We start from the raw sequence: 21,495 nt of genomic DNA on the forward strand, positions 1-21,495 counted from the left end.
CAGCCGGTCCCACGGTGTGACTGTTGCACCAGCACACTGCTCATGCACACATCAAACTTGACCCATGCGCTGCGTACGGCCCCTGGGGGAGAACGCTTCTGACAGTGAGTCAGACGGCGGTGTCAGTGCGGGGTCGGTATGGCGCGCATGCGCGAGGGCAGTATTGACATGCCCACGTCATCAGGTTCGAGCTTGCGCACCAGCGCCCCGGCCGCGGTACCGGGTCGGCCCGCCGTGCGCCCGGTGAGAGGAACCCCTTTGCTGAACTTCCGTAAGGCCGCCGTGGCGGCACTGGCGGTCGGCGCGCTGGCCGCCGCACCGACCGTGCTGCCGGCCGGTGCGGCGCAGGCCCAGGGCCTGGCGAGCCCGCGGATCGGCTCGGCGGCGAGCCTGCCCAGCCCGCAACTCGCCGGCCGGGGCACGACCCAGGTCTGCGCCGGCATCGCGCACAACCGGTGCATGGCCCAGTTGGTCACCGTGGCGCCCGGCTCGACCAAGGCGCTGGCGACCAGCAACCCGGCCGGTTACGGGCCGGCGGACTTCGCCGCCGCCTACAACCTGCCGGCCGGCAACGCCGGGCCCGCCAACACCATCGCGATCCTCGACGAGGGCGCCTTCCCGACGCTGGAGGCCAACCTCAACGCCTACCGCACGCAGTACGGGCTGCCCGCCTGCACCGCGGCCAACGGCTGCTTCAAGCAGGTCAACGAGCACGGCGGAGCACCGCTGGCCCCGGGCACGACCCCGGACGAGAAGGACTTCGACGAGCAGGTCGGTGTCGAGACCACGCTGGACGTCGACATGGCCTCCGCCGCCTGCCCGAGCTGCCGCATCCTGGAGATCACCGTCAACCGGGACATGACCACCAGCGAGGACCAGGCGGCCGAGGACTTCGGCGTCGCGATGAACACGGCGGCGAAGCTCGGCGCGTCGTCGGCCAGTGTCAGCTACCAGTTCGGCCCGGACGCGACGCTCGACCTCGGGCAGGCGGCCCGCGACTTCTACCACCCGGGCATGGCGATCACCGCCTCCTCCGGTGACGGCGGCTACGAGGGCACGCCCTCCGGCTGGCCGCAGAACCTGCCCACCGTCACCTCCGTCGGCGGCACCGCGCTCTACCGGACGCCGGGCGCCGGGCACAACGGCTACACCGAGGTCGCCTGGGACGGCTCGGGCAGCGGCTGCGCGGCCGAACTGCCGCCCGCGCTCGGGCAGCCCACCAGCGCCTCGGCCAACTGCGGCGGCCACCGCGCCGACGCGGACGTCTCCGCCGACGCCGACCCGACCACCGGCGCGGCCGTCTACGACGACTACACCCCCTTCTCCGGCCAGCAGCAGTCCTGGCTGGCGGTGGGCGGCACCAGCCAGTCCAGCCCATACATCGCCGGCGTCTACGCCCGTGGCGGTCACCTGACCAACGTCGAGGGGCCCAACACCCTCTACGCCGCCGCGCCCTCGGCGTTCAACGACGTCACGCTCGGCCAGAACGCCCCGGCGAACAGCGGCTGCACCGTGCTGTGCGTCTCGGGCACCGGCTGGGACGGCCCGACCGGCCTGGGCACGCCCAACGGCCTGGCCGGCTTCTAGCGTCACCATCACTCCGGCAGGTCCTCGGCGTTCCACCTGTTCAGCCTGTTCAGCGGCCGCACCGGCGAGTGCGGTGAGCCGATGCCCGATCAGGGGCGGTCTCCTCGGGGGACCGCCCCTCGATCGTGCCCGGCCCGCGTCGGTGATGGCGAACGGCGGGCGGCGCGCTTGACCCTCACGTGGCGTGATGCCGCATTGTCAGGGGTGTGGAAGAACACCTGACCGTGGGGCGTGTGGCCGAACTGGCCGGCGTGAGCGTCCGCACACTGCATCACTACGACGAGATCGGCCTCGTGCAGGCGTCCGCGCGGACCGCTTCCGGCTACCGGGCCTACTCACCGGATGACGTGGAGCGGCTGCGGGAGGTGCTCGCCTACCGGCGGTTGGGCTTCGGACTGCGCGAGGTCGCGGATCTGGTCGACGACCCGACCACCGACGCGGTCGCGCACCTGCACCGGCTGCGCGGCCTGCTGGTGGAACAGCGCGAGCGCGCCGCTGCCATGGTGACGGCCATAGACAGAGAACTGGAAGGACGCGCAATGGGGATCAGGACGACGCCCGAGGACCAACTGAAGGTGTTCGGCGCACAGTTGTACGAAGAGATCGGGTCCGCCTACCCGGCGACGCGGCGCACCGACCCGCGGATCGCCGCGCAGGTCTGGGATGCCCTCGGGGACGCCCGGACGGTACTGAACGTCGGGGCCGGCACCGGCTCCTACGAGCCGACCGACCGCGAGGTCACGGCGGTGGAGCCGTCGGCGGTCATGCGGGCGCAGCGTCCCGCGGGCGCGGCGCCGTGCGTGGCCGCCACCGCGGAGCGCCTTCCGTTCGCGGACCAGTCCTTCGACGCCGCGATGGCCTTCAGCACCATCCATCACTGGCACGACCCGATCGCCGGGCTGCGCGAGATGCGGCGGGTGGCCCGGCGCGTGGTGGTGTTCACGCACGACTCCAGTGACACCGGCTGGCTCAACCGGTTCTGGCTCAGTCGCGACTACCTGCCCGAGGTCGGCGGCCTGGTCGTCGGCCGGCCCTCGATCGACGAGCTGGCCGGCGCGATCGGGGCCCGCCTGGAGCCGGTGCTCATCCCGTGGGACTGCGCCGACGGCTTCTTCGAGGCGTACTGGCGTCGGCCTGAGGCGTACCTGGAGGAGCAGGTGCGCCGCGCGGTGTCGGTCTGGACCAGGGTCGGGCCGCAGGCCGAGCAGCGGGCGGTGAGCGCGCTGCGCGACGACCTCGCCTCGGGCCGGTGGGCCGAGCGCAACCGCGAGCTCGTCGGCCTCGACGCGGCAGAGCTCGGCCTGCGCCTCCTGGTGGCCTGAGCCACCGAGCGCGAGAAGGCCCGCGCGGCAGGCCGTCAGACCAGCCGCCGGTAGCTGGCGCCGTCCCTGGTCCGCTCCAGCAGGCGCCCCTCGACCAGGTACCGGCGCAGCGCCGAGTAGTCCGCGTGCACGCTCAGCAGCGCCTCGTTGACGTCGCGCTCGGTGTAGCTGCGGTCCGGGGCGAAGAGGGAGCGGGCCAGGAGGCGCAGCAGCTGCTCGCGGCGGGCGGGCTTGCGCGGGATCGCGGTCAGCCGCCCCTGCGAGAAGAAGGCGCGGAGTTCGGGGGCTGCGTCCGCGGAGGCGGGGGAGTCGAGGTCGGCCATGCCCGGAACGGTGCCGCAAAGCACCGCAGCCGGGCAACGCGTTTTCCGGCCCCGCGACCACCGCCTTCCGCTCGCCACCCCGGCTACTGCCCCAGCGGCCGGCAGAGCAGCGCGTCCGGCACCCCTTCCTGCACCCACTTCCAGGTGTACGCGACCCCCGCGAGGTACTCGCCGTCCGCGCACTGGCCCTTGTAGTCCCCGGACGCCCAGTCGCCGGCGCCGGACCCGCCGCTGCCCGGGCGGTTGTCCCCGTGGTCGAACCAGACGTCGCGGCCGCCGCCCGGCAGTGCCCGCGCCGCCGGAGCGCAGAGCAGCGAGGACATCGCGCCGCCGCGCACGCCGTACCCGAGGGCGAAGGAGTTCGCCGGGCACTGCAGCTTGTTGTAGCCCACCGCCCAGTCGCCGTCGGTGACGTACCGCTCGTCCGTCACCACCACGTACGGCGCACCGCTGCCGGCCGGCTCGCCCGCGTCCGTGCAGAGCCCGCGGCTGCTGCTGCGCCCGAGGCCCACCAGCCGTTCGCTGTCGGGGCAGGCGCCCTTGCGGGCACCGGGATCCCAGTCGGGTCGCGCGAGCATGGCGGCCGAGACGTCGTAGTCGGTGTGGTCGAGGTCGAGCATGTTCCAGCGGGTGGCGACCGGCACCGGGCCGGTCAGGCTCGGCGCGGCGAGCAGCTTGTCCCAGTCGGCGGCCCGCCAGTCGCCCGGGTCCTCGACGCTCAGCTGCCGGCCGCTCGCGTCGTACGAGAGCATGGCCCAATTGTCCATCGGCGCACCGGTGCTGTCGGTCCAGCCGACCAGCGGCCAGATCGCGAAGTCGGTGTCGTCGGCGGCGAGGATACTGGTGAAGGCGTCGAACCAGCTGACCTCCTTGGGGTCGCTCTCCCCGCGGCCGGCCGCGCCGAACTCACTGACCCAGACCGGCGCGGTGAAGTGCTGCCCGGACTGCGTGACGAAGAGCGCCTCCTGGTCGACCGCCTGGGCGAGCTGGGCCGGCGTGAAGTCCTCGTAGCGCGGGTCGCTGGTGGCGCCCAGGCCGCTGCCCGCACCGGAGTTGGCGGGGCCGGTGTAGGAGTAGAAGTGCGCCGAGTAGACCAGCTTGTCCGACTCGATCAGCGTGTTGGAGAGGGTCGACACCGGGGTCAGCATCGGCCGCCCGTGCGGCAGTCCGGCCAGCGGGATGCCCTGCCAGTTGATGCCCTCCATGATGATCAGCATGTCGGGGTCGGCCTGCAGGATCTGGTTCCCCGCCTCCTCGAAGGCGGCGTTCTCGTCATGTGCGTCGCCCAGGCCCCAGTTGGGATCGTCGGTGACGTCGCGGCGCACCTCGTTGCGCAGATCGGCTCCCACCACGCGCTTGTCGCCCTGGTAGCGCCGTACCATGAAGAGCCAGTCGGCCTCCCACTGCTGGGTACTCTGCCCGCTGTTCCAGCGCTCGTTGCCGTCCAGCCCGCAGCACCAACGGGACGTGGTGGTGTGGTTGTTGAGGATCACCGCGAAGCCGTCCCCGGTGAGCGCGGCCACCACGGCGTCGTACACCTGCAGCGGGGTGTCGCCGCGTAGTCGGGGGTTGGCGGCGACGGAGCCGTCGGGCACCGGCGTGGTGTCGTGGATCAGCGCGTTGGAGAACGGCAGCCGGATGCTGTTGATCCCCAGGCTGTGGAACCCGGCCAGGATGCTGCCGATCGGCGCCCGGTCCAGCCCCAGCGGCATGTCGTTCGAGGGCTCCCCGTGCGCGTTCTGCGCCGGGTCGGCCGGATCTCCGCTGCCGGTCCAAGTGCCCTGTGCACCCTCCCAGTTGCCGGATTCCAGCTTGAACCGCTGCCCGGTCGCGTCCACCACGTACCGGCCGCGCGTGCTGAGCGGCCCGGTCCAGGAGGCCGCGAGCTGGGTGCCCGTCAGCACGCGCGGCCGGGTGGCCGCGGCCGGGGCGGTGGCGGCGGACGGCGCGGTGGCCGCGCCGGTGCCGGCCGAGCAGGTCAGCAGGGAGAGCAGGGCGGCGCCGGCCGCGATCGCGCGGATCGTGATTCTCTTCATCACCGGTCCAGGAGTGGTGGGAGCGAGGCCGCGTGCGGTCGGTCCAAGGACGGCGATGCCGTCGGCCCATGATGGCGGGCCGGTGTCGTGAGCGGAACAACTACGGCAGGCGATCGGATGACCATTCAGTAACATTGCACCGAGTCGGACCGGCGCCACCGCCCGATCGTGGCCGAGGCCCCGTCTTCCTCCGGGTCGCCGTCTGTCGATCCGGCCGGGACGGTCGAAGGCGCAGCGGCCTTCAGCGCGGAATCGCCCAGCCCGGCACCCAGGTCCCGGCGTCGTGGCCGGGCGCCGTGGCGGCGAGGTGGGCGCGCAGGGTGGCCAGTGCCGGGTGGGGGTTGTCGCGGTGCCACAGGAGCGAGTGCGGGTAGAGGGGTGTCGGGTCGGTCACCGGAATGCGGCGCAGGCCGTGGTCGGCGGGCCAGATGAGGCGGGTGTGCTCGCCCATGAAGGTGGCCAGGGCCGGAGTGTCGGCGATGGTGTCCAGGAGCGCGTCGGAGCCGAAGTTGGGGCCGGTCACCTCGATGGTGAGGCAGAACTCGGCGACGAGGTCGTCGTAGTAGGCGCCCCACTCGCTGCCGGGGACGATGCCGGGCATCCAGATCCGGTGCCCGGCGAGCTGGGCGAGGGTCACCGACCGGGCTCCCGCCAACACGTGGGCGGGACCGGTGAGGAGCTGGAGCGGCTCGTCGAGCACCCGGACGGACTCGATCTCCTCGGGCAGGGGTCGACCGGGCGCGGCGACTGCGCGGAAGGACGCGTCGATCGCACCGGAGCGGATGGCGGTGACGGCCGTCTCGATGTCGAGCAGCATCAGCACGTCGAGGTCGATCTCCGGGTGGACGCGGTGGAAGCCGCGCATCAGGCCGGACTGCGCGCCACGCGAGGCGATCACGTCGACGCGCAGCGGACGGCTGCCGGGGCGCACGGAGGTGACCGCGCGCTCGGCGGCACGCAGCAGTTCGCGCGCGTGGGGCAGGAACGCCTGCCCGTCGATGGTGAGCTCGGCGCCGCGCGGCGTGCGGGCGAACAGCTGTACGCCGAGGTCGCTCTCCAGCGTGGCGACGCGCTTGGAGACGGCCTGCTGGGTGATCGACAGGTCGGTGGCGGCTTTCTGGAACTGGCCCGCTTCCGCGACGGCGGCGAAGGTGCGTACGGCTTCGAGGTCCATGCCGGCCCACCTTAGTGAACAACGGATGGTTGTGATGAGACGGCAGGGCGGTTGTTTGACCTGCGATTGTGCTGCTCGCTTAGCTTTCACCGGTCAACGTCGGCTTGTTCGAGTGGGACGTCAAGGGGTGCGCTGAGCATGATGGGCAGGAGAGCGCTGGGCCGGCGGTTCGGCTGGTTGTGGGCGGCGTACGCGGTGAGCGCGTACGGCTCCGGACTGGGGTTCGGGGCACTGCCGCTGATCGCCGTGCTGGCGCTGCACGCCGGCCCCGCCGAGGTGTCCGCGCTCTCCGCGGTGGGGCCGGCGGTGGGCGCGCTGATCGCGCTGCCACTCGCGCCGTGGGTGGAGTTCCGGCGCAAGCGCCCGGTCATGATCGCGATGGACCTGACCCGGTTCGCGGCCATGGCGACGATCCCGGTCGCCTACGCCTTCGGCCGGCTCGGTCTCGTCCAACTGCTCGTGGTCTCGGCCGTGGTCGCCGCGGCCAAGATCGCGTTCAACGCGGCCAGTGGCGCCTACCTCAAGGCCCTCGTCCGGCCGGAGGACCTGCTCGTGGCCAACACGCGCTTCGAGTCCACGAACTGGAGCTCCATCGCGGTCGGGCCGCCGCTGGGCGGGGCGGCGATCGGCCTGTTCGGGCCGGTCACCACCGTGGTGGCCGACGCGCTCAGCTACCTGCTCTCCGCGCTGGGCATCACCGCGATCCGCGGCCAGGAGGAACCGCCGCCAGCGAGCGACAAGAGCCCGATCCGGGCGGGCGCACTGATCGAGGGCTGGCGGCACATCACGGGCGATCCCGGTCTGCGGGCGCTCTACCTCAACAACATGCTCGTCGCCGGCCTGATCATGGCCACCGAGCCGCTGCTCGCCGTGCTCCTCCTGCGCCAGCTCGGCTTCCCGCCCTGGCAGTACGCCCTCGCCTTCGCCGCCCCCTGTTTCGGCGGGCTCATCGGCTCCCGGCTGGCCCACCGCGTCGTGGCCCGCCACGGACGGCACCGGGTCTTCCGGATCGTCGGGACCCTGCGCGCCGTCTGGCTGATCGGCCTGGTCCTCGTCCGCCCTGGCGTCGTCGGCCTGGTCACCGTGATGGCCGTCGAGCTGGCGATCATCATCAACATGAGCCTGTACACCCCGGTGCTCGCCACCTACCGGCTCGAACGCACGCCCGGGCACCTCGTCGCCCGCACCCTGACGGCCTGGTCGATCGGCCAGCAGGCGTCCATCGCCCTCTGCACCGCGCTCGGCGGGCTGCTCGCCGACGTGACCAGCCCACGCACCGCTCTCACGGCCGCGGGACTGCTCATCCTGGCCACCCCGCTCCTGCTTCCCCGGCGCGAACAGACACCGCAGCACGAACCGGAACCGTCCCTGAGCCACGCATGACACACCGCGTCAGCCCCTCAGCCCCTCAGCCCGTCAGCCCGTCAGCCCGTCAGCGTGCCACGCCGGCTCGTCACGTCAGTTCGGCCGGCCCGGGCGCAGCCGCTCGGTCCGGCCGTCCGCCCGGTGGACCACCGCCTCGGCGATCGGTCCTGGCGCCCAGGCCAGCCAGAAGCCGCCGTCCACCTTCAGCACCTCCGCGGCCCGCCGCGATGGGCGCAGCCAGCCGCTGGTGAAGTCGACGACGGGGACCTCGCCGCCCTCGGCCACCCGGCCCCAGGCCAGGCCGCCCGGCGGCAGCCCGGCGGTGCTGCGCCGGGTGCCGCGCAGCAGTTCGCCGCTGAGCGTGCTGGCCACCAGGACGTCGATCAGCAGGCCGTGCTCGTAGACCTCCAGCGCCGGGCGCCCGCCATGGCTGACCGTCAGCCGGATCGACCACGGGCCGTCGGCCGGCCAGACCGCGCCGACCGGCGTCTCCCCTGCCGGCTCCAGGGCCTCACGTGCCGAGTCCATCCGTGCCACCCCGTTCATCACGCCCACCGCCTGGCTCGCCACCGTCCGACTTCCGACAGACTCCAGCCTGCCGTTCCGGCACGCTCCCGTCTTTGGCGTGAGGTCCCGTCTTGGGGGTGTAGCCAGGTACACCCCCAAGACGGCACCCAGCCGCACAGACCGGTCGGCGGGCAGCCCCCTAAGCTGTCCGACGTGATCGGGACCAGCGGGCTGCGCCGCGTGCGGGAGGGGATCCGCCGGGGGCGGGCGCACCCCAGCCTTTCCTGGCTCTCCGACCACGACGCCGAGCACCTGGGCGGCCACCTGGGCGGGCACGGCCCGGAGCATCCCGACGAGGGCCACAGCCGTGACCAGAGCCGTGACGACAGCCGTGACCAGAGCCGTGACCAGAGCCGTGACCGGAGCCGTGACGACAGCCGTGACCACGTCGGGGGCGACGCCGGCGACCGCAGCGGCGACCACGCCGAAGGCCGCAGCGCCGGGCGGAGCACCGGCGGCATACCCGGCGGCGGCTCCGGTGCCGCCGATCACCCCGCCGATCACCCCACCGATCACCCCACCGATCACCGCACCGTTCACCCCACCGATCACCACCACTCCCGCCGCCCGCACGCCGCACCCTGGTCCTCCGTGGCCGTGCGCGAAGTGCGCCTGGTCGCGGCGGGCCTGCCGTTCCTGCTGCCGTTGCTGATCCTGGTCACCCTCACCAAGCTGACGGCGACGGTCATCGTCCTGCTGCTGCTCTCCGTCTCCGCGCTGACCCAGGCCCAGCGCAGCCGCTTCCGCTCGCTCGGCGAGCTGGAGATCCCCGCGCACCCGCCGCTGACGCCGCCCGGCACCCCGGCCCCGAGCCGTCTGCTGGCCTGGCTCGGCGCGGAGTCCACCTGGCGCCAGGTCGGCTACCACGTGCTGATCGGCCCGACCCTGGCGCTCTTCGGCCTCTTCTCGCTGCTGGCCTTCGGCGCCGGCGGTGTGATGTCCACCGTCTTCGCCTGGCACGCGCTGATGCCCCGCGGCAGCCTGATCCGGGGCAGCGCCGGTACCTCGGTGCTCGACGTGCTGATCACCGCGGCGGGCGTGACACTGCTCTTCGCCGGGCCCTGGCTGGCCGTCCGGGTGGCCCGGATCGATCGCCGGGCCGCCTGGGGGCTGCTCGGCCCCAGCCGGGCCCGGGAGTTGCAGCGCCGGGTCGAGGACCTCGCCGAGAGCCGCGCCGGGGTGGTGGACGCCGCCGACGCCGAGCGCCGCCGGATCGAGCGCGACCTGCACGACGGCGCCCAGCAGCGGCTGGTCTCGCTCGCGATGAACCTGGGGCTGGCCCGCAAGACGCTCAAGGACGTCTCCCCGGAGGCGATGCGGGTGATCGTCGAGGCGCACGAGGAGGCCCAGGCGGCCATCGCCGAGCTGCGCGACCTGGTCCGCGGCCTGCACCCGGTGGTGCTGGAGGACCGCGGCCTGGACGCGGCGCTCTCCGGGATCGCCGCCCGCGCCCCGCTGCCGGTGCGGTTGGACGTCAGCCTGCCGGGCCGGGTGGCGCCCACGGTCGAGGCGGTGGCCTACTTCGTGGTCTCCGAGGCGCTGGCCAACGTGGCCAAGCACGCCCGGGCCTCCCGGGCCGATCTGTCGGTGCGCCGACTGGGTCCGCTGCTGCGGATCGTGATCGCCGACAACGGCGTGGGCGGCGCCGACGCCGCCCGGGGGACCGGTCTGACGGGGCTGCGCAAGCGCGCCGCCTCGGTGGACGGCACCCTCGCCATCAGCAGCCCCATCGGGGGCCCGACCGTCATCACTGTGGAGTTGCCGTGCGAGCTGTGATCGCCGAGGACTCGGTCCTGCTGCGAGTGGGCCTGGTCAAGGTACTGGAGGCGGTGGGGTTCGAGGTGGTGGCGGCGGTCGGCGACGCGCAGGCGCTGCTCGCCGCCGTCGAGGAGCACCGGCCGAGGGTGGTGGTGACCGACGTGCGGATGCCACCGGGCTTCACCGACGAGGGCGTGCGGGCCGCGCTGCTGATCCGGCGGCAGTGGCCCGAGGTCGCGGTGCTGCTGCTCTCCCAGTACGTCGAGGAGCGGTACGCCGCCGACCTGCTCGCCACCAACACCAGCGGGGTCGGCTACCTGCTCAAGGAGCGGGTGGCCAACGTCGACGACTTCGTGGACGCGCTGCAGCGGGTGGCCGCCGGGGGCACCGCGCTGGACCCGGAGGTGGTCGCCCAGCTGCTGGTGCGCCGGCACCGCGACCCGCTGGAGCGGCTGACCCCGCGCGAGCGCGACGTGCTGGCGCTGATGGCGGAGGGCCACTCCAACGCCGCGATAGCCGAGTCGCTGGTGGTCAGCGACAGCGCGGTGGCCAAGCACATCAGCAGCATCTTCAGCAAGCTCGACCTGCCGGCCGCCGACGCCACCCATCGGCGGGTGCTGGCGGTGCTGCGCTTCCTCGGGGAGGGCTAGTGATCCGGCGGGAGTCCGCCGGGCCGGGCCCGCGCGAGCGCCAGGTCTGGCGGCAGGTGGGGACGCTGGCCGGGGCGGTCGTGGTGCTGCTCGGCGCCGGGCAGACCTGGACCAGCCTGGTGCGGCAGGCCGCGGTGCGTCCCGACCCGTACCCGAGCTCGATCACCGCGCTGGAGCTGGACCTTCAGGACTCGACCGCCAACATCGACGCGACCACCCAGGGCCATGTCGCGGTCCGCGAGACCGAGCACTGGACGGTCAGCCGCCCGCAGGTCACCCGCACCATCACCGACCACACCCTGCGGATCTCGGCCCGCTGCCCGCAACTGCTCGGCGTCAGCGAGCCCGCCTGCTCGGTGGACCTGGACATCGCGGCCCCGCCCGGCACCGCCGTCGCGATCCGGAGCAACTCCGGCGCCACCCGGATCCGCGGCCTGAGCGGCGCTCTGAGCCTGCGCACCAACTCCGGCTCGATCGAGCTGGACGGGATCTCGGGACGGGTCGACGCCCAGCTGACCAGCGGCTCGATCAACGGCCAGCGGCTGGCCTCGGCCGAGGTGCAGGCCGCGGTCACCTCGGGCTCGATGGACCTGGGGTTCGCCGCGGCGCCGCGCACCCTGGCGCTGGCCTGCACCTCGGGCTCGATCAACGTGGGCCTGCCGCCGGGCAGCACCTACCGCCTCAACACCTCGGGGTCGGCGGACACCGACCCCGCGCTGATCGACCCGGCCTCCTCGAACTCGATCACCGCGGTCAGCGGCTCCGGGCACACCAGCCTCGGGTACGCCACCGGCTGAGGGCGGCCCGGCGGGGCCCGCGCGGCGGTGGGGGACAATGGAGAGTCCCGTCCACCCGCTCCCGCCGAGGACCGCCCGCGCATGACCGCCACGCCCGAAGCCCCCGCAGCCGCCCCCGAAGCCCCCGCCGGCGAGTTCGCGCCGCTGTCGATCGGCCCGCTCCAGGTCTGGCCGCCGGTGGTGCTCGCGCCGATGGCGGGGATCACCAACGCCCCGTTCCGCACCCTCTGTCGCGAGCAGTCCGGCGGCAAGGGCCTGTTCGTCAGCGAGATGATCACCACCCGGGCCCTGGTCGAGCGCAACGCCAAGACCATGCAGCTGATCCACTTCGACCCGAGCGAGCAGCCGCGCTCGATCCAGCTCTACGGGGTGGACCCGGCCACCGTCGGCAAGGCCGCCCGCATGATCGCGGACGAGGGCCTGGCCGACCACATCGACCTCAACTTCGGCTGCCCGGTGCCCAAGGTGACCCGCAAGGGCGGTGGCTCGGCGCTGCCGTACAAGCGCAACCTGCTGCGCGAGCTGCTGCGCGAGGCGGTGGCCGGCGCGGGCGGGCTGCCGGTCACCATGAAGATGCGCAAGGGCATCGACGACGACCACCTGACCTACCTGGACGCCGGCCGGATCGGCGCCGAGGAGGGTGTCTCGGCGATCGCCCTGCACGGGCGCACCGCCTCCCAGCACTACGGCGGCACCGCCGACTGGTCGGCGATCGCCCGGCTGCGCGAGGCGGTCCCGGGGCACGTCCCGGTGCTCGGCAACGGCGACATCTGGTCGGCACCGGACGCGCTGCGGATGATGCGCGAGACCGGCTGCGACGGCGTGGTGGTCGGCCGCGGCTGCCTGGGCCGGCCGTGGCTCTTCAAGGACCTGGTCGCGGTCTTCGAGGGTGTCACCGACCCCGTCCGCCCGAGCTTCGCCGAGGTCGCGGCCGCCATGCTGCGTCACGCCGAGCTGCTGGGGCAGTGGATGAAGGACGAGCAGCGCGGCGTGGTCGACTTCCGCAAGCACGTGGCCTGGTACACCAAGGGCTTCTCGGTCGGCTCTCAGCTGCGGGTCAAGCTGGCCACGGCATCCTCGCTCGGCGAGCTGTCAGAGCTGCTCGCCGAGGTGGACCAGGAGCAGCGCTGGCCGGCCGGCGCGGACGGCCCGCGCGGGCGCACCAGCGGCAACGGCCGGGTGGTCCTGCCGGAGGGCTGGTTGGACGATCCGTACGACTGCGCCGTGCCGAGCGTTGACGCCGAATCGGACAGCTCCGGCGGATGATCTAGCCGAAACGTCAAAAACGCCCTCGCGGAGCTCTGGGACGCGCTGGCGGAGCCCTCTTGGCCGATCTGGCCAAGAGGGCTCCTTTTTGGCAGATCGTCCCTACGCTCCGCGCACGGAACGGCGCGTTGGGCGACGGATTGACCAGTTCCGATACGTACGATGAGCGAGTCGCGTCCGTGACGCTTGCCACACCGAAGGGCGGCTGACGGCGCGTCAGGGGTCCGGAACGTGCCGTGTTGTCCAACTGGGCGCCAAATCGCTTCCCGAACGGGCATCCGAGCCGATCCGCCCCTTGGCTGCAGGAAATCAAGCCGGGGAAACATGGCGGACCACCCGCCGCTACCCTCCGTCCGGTCTGGGTGATCTTCACGTATCCATGTGTTCAATACTTGAACACTCGCTAGCGTCAGCCGGACGATTTCAGCAACAGAGGTGAACGCCTTCACAAGCTTTTGATCTCATGGGTCGTCAGCGGCTCCCGGGATCGGACGGCCTATCGACGGCGCGCAACAGCCTTCGAAATGGGTATGTTCTCCGGCGTCAGGGCAACCCCGTGCGAGGAGACCGACCCGTGGCGGCGACGCAGAAGTTTGTTTACTCCTTCACTGAAGGAAACAAGGACCTCAAGGACCTGCTGGGCGGCAAGGGCGCGAACCTCGCCGAGATGACCAACCTCGGTCTCCCGGTCCCCCCCGGGTTCACCCTCACCACCGAGGCCTGCAAGGTCTTCCTGGAGACCGGCGCCGAGCCCGCCTCGCTCAACCAGGAGGTCAGCCACCACCTGGCTGCCCTGGAGCAGCAGATGGGCAAGAAGCTCGGCCAGGCCGATGACCCGCTGCTGGTCTCGGTCCGCTCCGGGGCCAAGTTCTCCATGCCCGGCATGATGGACACCGTCCTGAACATCGGCCTCTCCGACGCCTCGGTGACCGGGCTCGCCGCCCAGTCCGGCAACGAGCGGTTCGCCTGGGACTCCTACCGCCGCCTGGTCCAGATGTTCGGCAAGACCGTGCTGGGCGTGGACGGCGAGCTCTTCGAGGAGGCGCTGGAGCAGGTCAAGCACGCCAAGGGCACCGTCAACGACCTGGACCTGGACGCCTCCGACCTCCAGGTCCTGGTCGAGACCTTCAAGGGCATCGTGCAGCGCGAGACCGGCCGGGCCTTCCCGCAGGACCCGCGCGAGCAGATGGACCTCGCCATCCACGCCGTCTTCCACTCCTGGAACGGCGACCGGGCGCGGCTCTACCGCCGTCAGGAGCGGATCCCGAACGACCTTGGCACCGCGGTCAACGTCTGCAGCATGGTCTTCGGCAACCTCGGCGAGGACTCCGGCACCGGCGTCGCCTTCACCCGCGACCCCTCCACCGGCGCGGTCGGGGTCTACGGCGACTACCTCTCCAACGCCCAGGGCGAGGACGTGGTGGCGGGCATCCGCAACACCCTGACGCTCGCGGACCTGGAGCAGTTGGACAAGAAGTCGTACGACGAGCTGATGGCGATCATGCACAAGCTCGAACTGCACTACCGCGACCTGTGCGACATCGAGTTCACCATCGAGCGCGGCAAGCTCTGGATGCTGCAGACCCGGATCGGCAAGCGCACCGCCGCGGCCGCCTTCCGGATCGCCGTCCAGCTGGTCGACCAGGGCCTGATCGACCTGGACGAGGCGCTGCACCGGGTGACCGGCGGCCAGCTGGCCCAGCTGATGTTCCCCCGCTTCGCCCCCCAGGCCGACTCCAAGCAGATCGCCTGGGGCCTGGCCGCCTCGCCCGGCGCCGCGATCGGCAAGGTGGTCTTCGACTCCTACACCGCCGTCAAGTGGTCGCGCTCCGGCGAGAAGGTCATCCTGGTCCGCCGTGAGACCAACCCGGACGACCTGGACGGCATGATCGCCGCCGAGGGCATCCTCACCTCGCGCGGCGGCAAGACCTCGCACGCCGCCGTCGTCGCCCGCGGCATGGGCAAGACCTGCGTCTGCGGCGCGGAGGACCTGGAGGTCGACACCAAGCGCCGCCGGATGACCACCTCCGACGGCCTGGTCCTGGAGGAGGGCGACACCGTCTCGATCGACGGCGCCTCCGGCAAGGTCTACCTGGGCGAGGTCCCGGTGCTGCCGTCCCCGGTGGTCGAGTACTTCGAGGGCACCCTGCACGCCGGCGCCGACGTCCAGGGCGGCCTGGTGCAGGCCGTGCACCGCCTGATGGCGCACGCCGACGTGCGCCGCCGGCTGGCCGTGCGGGCCAACGCCGACAACGCCGAGGACGCCAACCGCGCCCGCCGCTACGGCGCCCAGGGCATCGGCCTGTGCCGCACCGAGCACATGTTCCTCGGCGAGGAGCGCCGCAAGGAGGTCGAGCACCTGATCCTGGCGGACAACGACAAGGACCGCGAGCAGGCCCTCTCCACCCTGATGCCGCTGCAGAAGGGCGACTTCGTCGAGCTCTTCCAGTCGATGGACGGCCTGCCGGTGACGGTCCGGCTGCTGGACCCGCCGCTGCACGAGTTCCTGCCCGACATCACCGAGCTGTCGGTGCGCGTCGCGCTCGCCGAGGCCCGCAAGGACCCGAACGAGAACGACCTGCGCCTGCTCCAGGCGGTGCACAAGCTGCACGAGCAGAACCCGATGCTGGGTCTGCGCGGCGTGCGTCTGGGCCTGGTCATCCCCGGTCTCTTCGGCATGCAGGTGCGCGCGATCGCCGAGGCGGCCGCCGAGCGCAGGCTGGCCGGCGGCGACCCGCGCCCCGAGGTGATGATCCCGCTGGTCGGCACCGTCCAGGAGCTGGAGATCGTCCGCGACGAGTGCGAGCGGGTACTCGCCGAGGTCGCCGTTTCGACCGGGGTCAAGCTGGACATCAAGCTCGGTACCATGATCGAGCTCCCCCGCGCCGCCCTGACGGCAGGTCAGATCGCCGAGGCCGCCGAGTTCTTCTCCTTCGGGACCAACGACCTCACCCAGACGGTGTGGGGCTTCTCCCGGGACGACGTGGAGGCCTCCTTCTTCACGGCCTACCTGGAGAAGGGCATCTTCGGGGTCTCCCCGTTCGAGACGATCGACCGCGACGGCGTCGGCGCCCTGGTCAAGCACGCCGTGAAGGAGGGCCGGGCCACCCGTCCCGACCTGAAGCTCGGCGTCTGCGGCGAGCACGGCGGCGACCCGGAGTCGGTGCACTTCTTCCACGAGGCGGGCCTGGACTACGTCTCCTGCTCGCCGTTCCGGATCCCGGTGGCGCGCCTGGAGGCAGGCCGCGCCGCCCTTGAGACTGCGGGCAGCGACTCTCGCTGACCGCGCCCCCTCCAGCGGGGAGGGGCGGCCGGCGGTGCTCGGCGCAGGAGAACCGCCGGACGTACAGGGGCCGGGGCGGGAGAGGACAACGGCGTCCTCTCCCGCCCCGGCCCACGCGTTCGCGGCCCGTGTCCCGCGCCCCCGGATGCGGCCCCGCGACCGGGAGGGACGGCAAGCTGGAGTCCATGACCAGTCGCCTCCGCCTGCTCGTCGTCGCCGCGCTGCTCGTCTGCGCGGTGGCGGGCGCCGCCGTCTACGCGATGGACCGGCACAAGCCCGCCTCCCGGTACGTCTGCCGGACCCGGCTGCCCGGCCAGGCGCGGGACACACTGGCGCTGATCGGCCGCGGCGGCCCGTTCCCCTACCGCACCGACGGCGTGGTCTTCGACAACCGCGAGCGGCGCCTGCCGAGCGAGCCCAGCGGCTACTACCACGAGTACACCGTGCGGACCCCGGGCTCGGCGGACCGCGGCGCCCGACGGATCGTCATCGGGCAGGCCGGCGAGGAGTACTGGACGGCGGACCACTACGGCACCTTCCAGCGGATCGACACCGGCTGCTGAGTTCGCTCTTTCCCGACCGCCGGCCCGCACGGGCTCTACCACCGGCCGCCCTGCGCCGGCCGGCCGAGGTCGCCACCGCCGCGGGCGCCGCCTCGCGGGACGCCGCGGCCCCTGACTCGAAGTCAGGGGGCGGCCTCCGCACCCGTACGGCTCCCGCAACCGCTCCCGCAACCGCCCCTGCGTCCGCCCGTGCGTCCGTGCGTCCGTACGGCCTAGCCCATCCGCTGCCTGGTCCAGGTCAGCCGGTGGTAGGGCCCGTGCGGGCCGGTGGCCAGCAGGGTGCGCAGCTCGCCCAGCACGGTGGCCGCGTCGGTCCGCAGCTGGTGCGGGGTGGCCCGGACCACCGGGAGCCGGGCCGCCGTCAGGCGGTTGCCCCGGGTCAGGGTCCGCTCGTAGTCCGCGGGGCGCAGGTGCCAGGCCCGGGAGTCGATCTCCAGCGCCACGCAGGCCTGCGGCCAGAACGCGTCCGGGATCGCCAGGAAGCGGCCGTCCAGCAGCAGCGTCGGGTTCCACAGCGGCTCCGGCAGCCCGCCGCGCCGCAGCAACTCGCGCGCCTCGCTCTCCGCGATCGAGTAGATCCCGCAGGTCAGCTCGTCCGCGACCTGCTGCACGTGCGGCAGCGCCAGGGTCGCGGCGGGGCTCGCCAGCAGCTTGGTCAGCAGGTCGGCGCGCTCGCACAGCCGCCCCTGCACCGCCTCCGCGCAGAGCGTCCGGAACTGCCGGGTGCTCGTCAGATGCGGTGCCGCGTCGGCCAGCGCGCGCCCGACGTCGACGCTCCACAGGCCGTCGTCCCGCTCGAAGCCGGCCGGCTGCCCGCTGGTTCTGGCCGGTGCCCGGTGCACCCGGACGAAGTCCCGGCTGGCCACCCGCCGCCCCGCCGGGATCAGGACGTCGACCACGTCGACGTCCGAGGGGTGTCCCGCGCTGGTCAGTCCGGCCTCGGCCAGCACGGCGAGCCCGGTGAGCAGGACGGAGCCCGGTCGCGGGCGCTCGCCCTTGGGGGCGGCGTAGCTGAGGGCCGCGCGCAGCCGCTGATGCGCGGTCAGCCGTCCGCTCTGCAGGCAGATCACCCGGGGCAGCACCCGCTGCCAGGGGCCGCCGGGGCGCAGCCGATGCGCGATGGTCCCGGATGGGACACCGTGCTCGATCAGCTGTGCGCGGGTGACGATGTGCTGCTGGTCGGCGCCGAGCAGCCGGACGGAATCGAGGGGACTCATGGCGGGGTGGTGCCCAGCGAAACCGTAGGTATGCGAAATATCCCCCTCATGGGGTCATCCGCCCCGCGCGTTGACGCGCCCTCCGGCCTGCCCGACCCGCCCCCGACCCGAGCCCGAGCCCGAGCCGAGCCCGAGCCGCCCCGCAGCAGGGCTTCGGAGCGGCTCGGGTCGGGCTCGGGCGGATCAGGCGGGGATCAGCGAGCCGGCGTGTCTGACACACTCCTGGTCGAGTTCGCGCCCCATGCCGCGGTCGAGCCGCCGCTCCGGCGCGCTGGGCGCGATCGCCGCCGCGATCCGCAGCTCGATGATGTCCCGCACGGCCGGCCACTCCTCGGCCAGGATCGAGTAGAACGCGGTGCTGCGCACCACCCCGTCCAGCCCCCTGCTGTGGGCCCGCCGCACCCCTTCCGAGGTGGCCCCCAGCCGCTCGATCGCCGCGCGCGAGCGCAGGTTGCGGGCGTCGGCGCGCAGCGAGATCCGCTGCACGCCCCAGGCCTCGAAGGCGTGCCGGAGCATCAGCAGCTTGGCCTCGGTGTTGATGCCGGTGCCCTGGGCGAGCGCGGAGAGCCAGGTGCGGCCGATCTCGGCGGCGTCGGGGACGGCGGTGGCCGGGTCGCCGACCGGGCCCGAGGGCAGCGGCGGCCAGACCACCGGGCCCTGCCAGTAGTCCAGTTCCAGGAACCGGGTGGACCCGACCACCAGGCCGTCCGCCGCCCGCACGGTGGCGAAGACCAGCGATCGGCCGGCCGCCATGTCGGCCTGCGCGGTGGCGATGAACTCGCGGGTGGCCGCCAGGTCCTGGGGAACGGCGGTGAAGGCGTACGACGCGCGGTCCGCGGCGGCGGCCGCGACCAGCCCTTCGGCGTGCTGCTCGCCGAGGGGCTCCAGCCGAACGGTGCGGCCGGTGAGGGTGACAGGTGCTGGCACGGAACCTTCGGTCCTTCGGCGATCGGAGGGACCCTCGCGCCCAGGGTGCGGGCGTCCGGGAGGGGCAGTCGCCCCGCCGGGGTGCTCCGCCGCCCCCCGGGTACGCCGGAGCTCGGCGGTACGGCGGGGGAGGGGCGGCCCCGAACGGGCAGCGCGGTGCCGGAGCGGGCACGGTTCGCATGGACCGGTCCGGCGGGAGGTGCGGGGGGACAGTGTGCGTCCGCGAGATGGCCGAAGAAGGAACGAGAGCGCGAAGGGAAGCGGGCGGCCAGGTGAAGGCAAGGGGGGAGTCAGGTGGCTGACCGCACATGGGTCGGGCCGCGGCCCACGGCGTGACAGACGACGTGGCGACGACGCGATGATGCGAGGCAGCGAGAGGACGATACCCGGCTTGGCCCCGTGCGTCACTTCGCGGCACGCGGGTCGGGGGCGCCAGTGTGCCGATGCTACCCCCGGCGGCTGCCCTCGGTCTGCCCCTGTGACCTGGGCGGCCGTGCTGACCTGCGCCGATGGCCTGGTTCTCGAGTCGCCGCCGAGGTGGGAGGTGAGAAGATTCCAGTGCGTTCCGGCAGCGGGGAATGTCAGTGCCACGCGGCACGCTGGTGCTGTTGCCGGACCGGTACGGCCGGACAGGTAGGACCGACGACGAGAAACGGTTGGGTGCGCGGTGCGTGATCCCGAGGCGCTGTACGAGCTTGAACCGCAGGGTGTGGCAGCGGTGGCGGCTGCGAACGCGGCCGTGACCTCCGTGGCCGAGGGCGGCTTGGTCCTGCTCTACCACCTTGAGGGCTTCATGGACGCGGGCGAGGCGGGCGGCCAGGTGATGGCGCACCTGCTGGCCGAGGGCAGCCCGCAGGTGGTGGCCAGGTTCGACCACGACCGCCTGGTGGACTACCGCGCCCGGCGCCCCGCGATGACCTTCGACCGGGAGAGCTGGGTCTCCTACGAGCCGCCGGAGATCCTGCTCCAACTGGTCCAGGACTCCACCGGCACCGCGTTCCTGGTGCTCACCGGCCCCGAGCCGGACGTCGAGTGGGAGGCCTTCGCGGCCGCCGTCGGCCGGCTGGCCGAGGAGTTGGGAGTGCGCCTGGCGGTGGACTTCCACGGCATCCCGATGGGCGTGCCGCACACCCGCCCGGTCGGCCTGACCCCGCACGGCAACCGGCTCGACCTGGCCGCCGGGTACCCGCAGTGGTTCGAGAAGGCGCAGGTGCCGGGCAGCGCCCAGGCGCTGGTCGAGTACCGGCTCGCCGAGGCCGGCCACGACGTGCTCGGCTTCGCGGTGCACGTGCCCCACTACGTGGCGCGTTCGGCCTACCCGGCCGCCGCCGTGCTGATCCTGGAGGCCGTCCAGTCCGCCACCGGCCTGGTGCTGCCCGGGCAGGCGCTACGCGAGCGGGTCGGCGAGGTCTACGCCGACATCGAGGAGCAACTTTCCCAGGGCGATGACGAGCTGCGCTCGGCGATCCGCGGCATGGAGGGCCAGTACGACGCGGTGGCGGGTGCCGAGAGCCGCGAGAGCCTGCTCGCCGAGGCCGCCGAGCTCCCCTCCGCCGAGGAGTTGGGCCGCCGCTTCGAGGAGTTCCTCGCCGAGCACGAGCGCGGCGCGGAGTAGCGTGTCCACCGGGGGGTGGGGTGGATGCGTGGACTGACCGGCGTCGCCGGGCTGGTGGCGCTGCTGGTGCTGGCCGGCTGTTCGGGCTCCGGTGCCGGGCCGGCGGGGCAGCGGCAGCCGGTCCGCTCGACCGCGCCGACCGGGGCCGGCGCTCCGAGCGGGCCCAGCACTCCTAGCCGGCCCAGCACCCCGAGCGGGCCGTACGTGGCGCTCGGGGACTCCTACACCGCCGGCTTGCAGGTCGCCCCGGCCGGCGGCGGGCCCAAGGGCTGCGGGCGTTCTGCCGTCGACTATCCCGCGCTGGTGGCCGCCGGTCTGAAGCTGGCCCCGGGCCAGTTCGCCGATGTCAGCTGCTCCAGCGCCACCACCGCCGATCTGACGGCCGCCCAGTCGGTCACCGGCGGCCCCAATCCGCCGCAGCTGGACGCACTGAGTGCCGACACCCGCCTGGTCACGGTCGGGATCGGCGGCAACGACGCGGACTTCATGAGCGTGGTGAAGAAGTGCGCCGAGGACGGGCTGATGAACGCGGCGGCCAAGCTGGTCGACCCGCGCGCGGCCAGGAGCGCCCCCTGCCAGGCCGCGTACACCGCCGCCGACGGCAGCGACAAGCTGGCCGGGGTGCTGGACACCGTCGGGCAGCGGCTGGCCGGGGTGCTGGGCGAGATCGCGCGGCGCGCGCCGCGGGCCAAGGTGTACGTGGTCGGCTATCCGGCGCTGCTGCCCGCCGACCCCGCCTCCTGCGCGCCGGTGCTGGGCGGCACGGTGACCGCGGGCGACCTGGCCTTCCTCGACACCCAGGAGCAGCGGCTCAACGCGGTGCTGCGCGAGCGGGCCGCGGCTGCCGGCGCGGGCTTCGTGGACACCTACACGCCCTCGCTCGGGCACGACATGTGCGCAGGCGGCCCCGACCGCTGGATCGAGCCGCCGCTCGCGGCCCCCGGCCGTGCTCCGCTGCACCCGAACGCGGCCGGCCAGCAGGGCATGGCGGCGGCGGTGCTGCGCAGCGTCGAGGGCTGAGCCGGCCGGGCGCCGCTCCGCCGGA

The 21,495-nt window shown here is 73.1% G+C and carries 17 protein-coding genes; 11 read left to right on the top strand and 6 right to left on the bottom strand.

All coding sequences use genetic code 11. From position 1 onward, the window contains the following. The first annotated feature begins 258 nt into the window (after nucleotides 1-258). Nucleotides 259-1,587, top strand: a complete 1,329-nt coding sequence (locus tag OG455_RS26930) for a peptidase S8 (protein WP_266297957.1) — start codon at nucleotides 259-261, stop codon at nucleotides 1,585-1,587. Between the two features lie 206 nt (nucleotides 1,588-1,793). Further along, a complete protein-coding gene (locus OG455_RS26935) occupies nucleotides 1,794-2,909 on the top strand; it encodes a MerR family transcriptional regulator (RefSeq protein ID WP_266297959.1) in 1,116 nt (371 codons plus the stop codon). A 35-nt stretch (nucleotides 2,910-2,944) separates the two neighbouring features. Here OG455_RS26935 and OG455_RS26940 read toward each other — a convergent pair whose 3' ends face one another. From OG455_RS26940 to OG455_RS26950, 3 genes are all read right to left on the bottom strand, one after another. Then, nucleotides 2,945-3,232, bottom strand: coding sequence for a DUF2087 domain-containing protein (locus OG455_RS26940; protein ID WP_266297961.1), 288 nt, complete (start codon nucleotides 3,230-3,232; stop codon nucleotides 2,945-2,947). 83 nt (nucleotides 3,233-3,315) lie between these two features. After that, nucleotides 3,316-5,268: a glycoside hydrolase family 5 protein gene (locus tag OG455_RS26945; protein WP_266297963.1), complete on the bottom strand. Its 1,953-nt coding sequence runs from the start codon at nucleotides 5,266-5,268 to the stop codon at nucleotides 3,316-3,318. A 241-nt stretch (nucleotides 5,269-5,509) separates the two neighbouring features. Continuing rightward, nucleotides 5,510-6,442 carry a LysR family transcriptional regulator gene (locus OG455_RS26950; protein WP_266297965.1) on the bottom strand — a complete coding sequence of 311 codons (933 nt, stop codon included), beginning with the start codon at nucleotides 6,440-6,442 and terminating at the stop codon, nucleotides 5,510-5,512. Between the two features lie 138 nt (nucleotides 6,443-6,580). Between OG455_RS26950 and OG455_RS26955 the strand changes: the two genes are divergently transcribed. Beyond that, nucleotides 6,581-7,825 (top strand): MFS transporter, encoded by a 1,245-nt coding sequence (locus tag OG455_RS26955; protein WP_266297967.1) that lies wholly within the window; start codon nucleotides 6,581-6,583, stop codon nucleotides 7,823-7,825. Between the two features lie 75 nt (nucleotides 7,826-7,900). Here OG455_RS26955 and OG455_RS26960 read toward each other — a convergent pair whose 3' ends face one another. After that, complete coding sequence (locus OG455_RS26960) at nucleotides 7,901-8,335, bottom strand: hypothetical protein (RefSeq protein WP_266297969.1); 435 nt, start codon at nucleotides 8,333-8,335, stop codon at nucleotides 7,901-7,903. A 192-nt stretch (nucleotides 8,336-8,527) separates the two neighbouring features. Here OG455_RS26960 and OG455_RS26965 point away from each other — a divergent pair, with 192 nt between their 5' ends. The 6 genes from OG455_RS26965 (at nucleotide 8,528) to OG455_RS26990 (ending at nucleotide 16,691) form a co-directional block, all read left to right on the top strand. After that, entirely contained in the window at nucleotides 8,528-10,150 is a 1,623-nt protein-coding gene (locus tag OG455_RS26965) for a sensor histidine kinase (protein WP_266297971.1), read from the top strand. Beyond that, entirely contained in the window at nucleotides 10,138-10,782 is a 645-nt protein-coding gene (locus OG455_RS26970; RefSeq protein WP_266297973.1) for a response regulator transcription factor, read from the top strand. The genes OG455_RS26965 and OG455_RS26970 overlap by 13 nt, the downstream gene beginning before the upstream one ends. Then, a complete protein-coding gene (locus OG455_RS26975; RefSeq protein WP_266297975.1) occupies nucleotides 10,782-11,579 on the top strand; it encodes a DUF4097 family beta strand repeat-containing protein in 798 nt (265 codons plus the stop codon). The genes OG455_RS26970 and OG455_RS26975 overlap by 1 nt, the downstream gene beginning before the upstream one ends. A gap of 192 nt (nucleotides 11,580-11,771) precedes the next feature. After that, nucleotides 11,772-12,845: a tRNA dihydrouridine synthase DusB gene (gene dusB / locus OG455_RS26980; protein ID WP_266300971.1), complete on the top strand. Its 1,074-nt coding sequence runs from the start codon at nucleotides 11,772-11,774 to the stop codon at nucleotides 12,843-12,845. A gap of 574 nt (nucleotides 12,846-13,419) precedes the next feature. After that, the gene (ppdK, locus tag OG455_RS26985) at nucleotides 13,420-16,128 is read left to right on the top strand and encodes a pyruvate, phosphate dikinase (RefSeq protein WP_266297977.1); all 2,709 of its coding nucleotides are present in this window, start codon (nucleotides 13,420-13,422) and stop codon (nucleotides 16,126-16,128) included. A gap of 185 nt (nucleotides 16,129-16,313) precedes the next feature. Beyond that, nucleotides 16,314-16,691 carry a ribonuclease domain-containing protein gene (locus OG455_RS26990; RefSeq protein WP_266297979.1) on the top strand — a complete coding sequence of 126 codons (378 nt, stop codon included), beginning with the start codon at nucleotides 16,314-16,316 and terminating at the stop codon, nucleotides 16,689-16,691. Nucleotides 16,692-16,903: 212 nt separating this feature from the next. Here OG455_RS26990 and OG455_RS26995 read toward each other — a convergent pair whose 3' ends face one another. Both OG455_RS26995 and OG455_RS27000 read right to left on the bottom strand, forming a co-directional pair. Then, on the bottom strand, nucleotides 16,904-17,908 hold the full coding sequence (locus OG455_RS26995; protein WP_266297981.1) for a hypothetical protein: 1,005 nt from the start codon (nucleotides 17,906-17,908) through the stop codon (nucleotides 16,904-16,906). A gap of 183 nt (nucleotides 17,909-18,091) precedes the next feature. Further along, a complete protein-coding gene (locus tag OG455_RS27000) occupies nucleotides 18,092-18,835 on the bottom strand; it encodes a GNAT family N-acetyltransferase (protein WP_266297983.1) in 744 nt (247 codons plus the stop codon). 667 nt (nucleotides 18,836-19,502) lie between these two features. On the opposite strand from OG455_RS27000, the gene OG455_RS27005 reads away from it, so the two are divergent. Both OG455_RS27005 and OG455_RS27010 read left to right on the top strand, forming a co-directional pair. Further along, nucleotides 19,503-20,450, top strand: a complete 948-nt coding sequence (locus OG455_RS27005; RefSeq protein ID WP_266297985.1) for a PAC2 family protein — start codon at nucleotides 19,503-19,505, stop codon at nucleotides 20,448-20,450. A 24-nt stretch (nucleotides 20,451-20,474) separates the two neighbouring features. After that, nucleotides 20,475-21,470, top strand: coding sequence for an SGNH/GDSL hydrolase family protein (locus OG455_RS27010; protein WP_266297987.1), 996 nt, complete (start codon nucleotides 20,475-20,477; stop codon nucleotides 21,468-21,470). The last annotated feature ends 25 nt before the right edge of the window (nucleotides 21,471-21,495 follow it).

The organism is Kitasatospora sp. NBC_01287 (assembly GCF_026340565.1).
In the GTDB taxonomy this organism is placed as follows: domain Bacteria; phylum Actinomycetota; class Actinomycetes; order Streptomycetales; family Streptomycetaceae; genus Kitasatospora.

Coding starts and splice junctions, on each gene's coding strand:
- OG455_RS26940 (WP_266297961.1), bottom strand. CDS start 3,232: ATGGCCGACCTCGACTCCCCCGCCTCCGCGGACGCAGCCCCCGAACTC.
- OG455_RS27010 (WP_266297987.1), top strand. CDS start 20,475: ATGCGTGGACTGACCGGCGTCGCCGGGCTGGTGGCGCTGCTGGTGCTG.
- OG455_RS26955 (WP_266297967.1), top strand. CDS start 6,581: ATGATGGGCAGGAGAGCGCTGGGCCGGCGGTTCGGCTGGTTGTGGGCG.
- dusB (WP_266300971.1), top strand. CDS start 11,772: ATGGCGGGGATCACCAACGCCCCGTTCCGCACCCTCTGTCGCGAGCAG.
- OG455_RS26995 (WP_266297981.1), bottom strand. CDS start 17,908: ATGAGTCCCCTCGATTCCGTCCGGCTGCTCGGCGCCGACCAGCAGCAC.
- OG455_RS26945 (WP_266297963.1), bottom strand. CDS start 5,268: ATGAAGAGAATCACGATCCGCGCGATCGCGGCCGGCGCCGCCCTGCTC.
- OG455_RS26950 (WP_266297965.1), bottom strand. CDS start 6,442: ATGGACCTCGAAGCCGTACGCACCTTCGCCGCCGTCGCGGAAGCGGGC.
- OG455_RS26960 (WP_266297969.1), bottom strand. CDS start 8,335: ATGGACTCGGCACGTGAGGCCCTGGAGCCGGCAGGGGAGACGCCGGTC.
- OG455_RS26990 (WP_266297979.1), top strand. CDS start 16,314: ATGACCAGTCGCCTCCGCCTGCTCGTCGTCGCCGCGCTGCTCGTCTGC.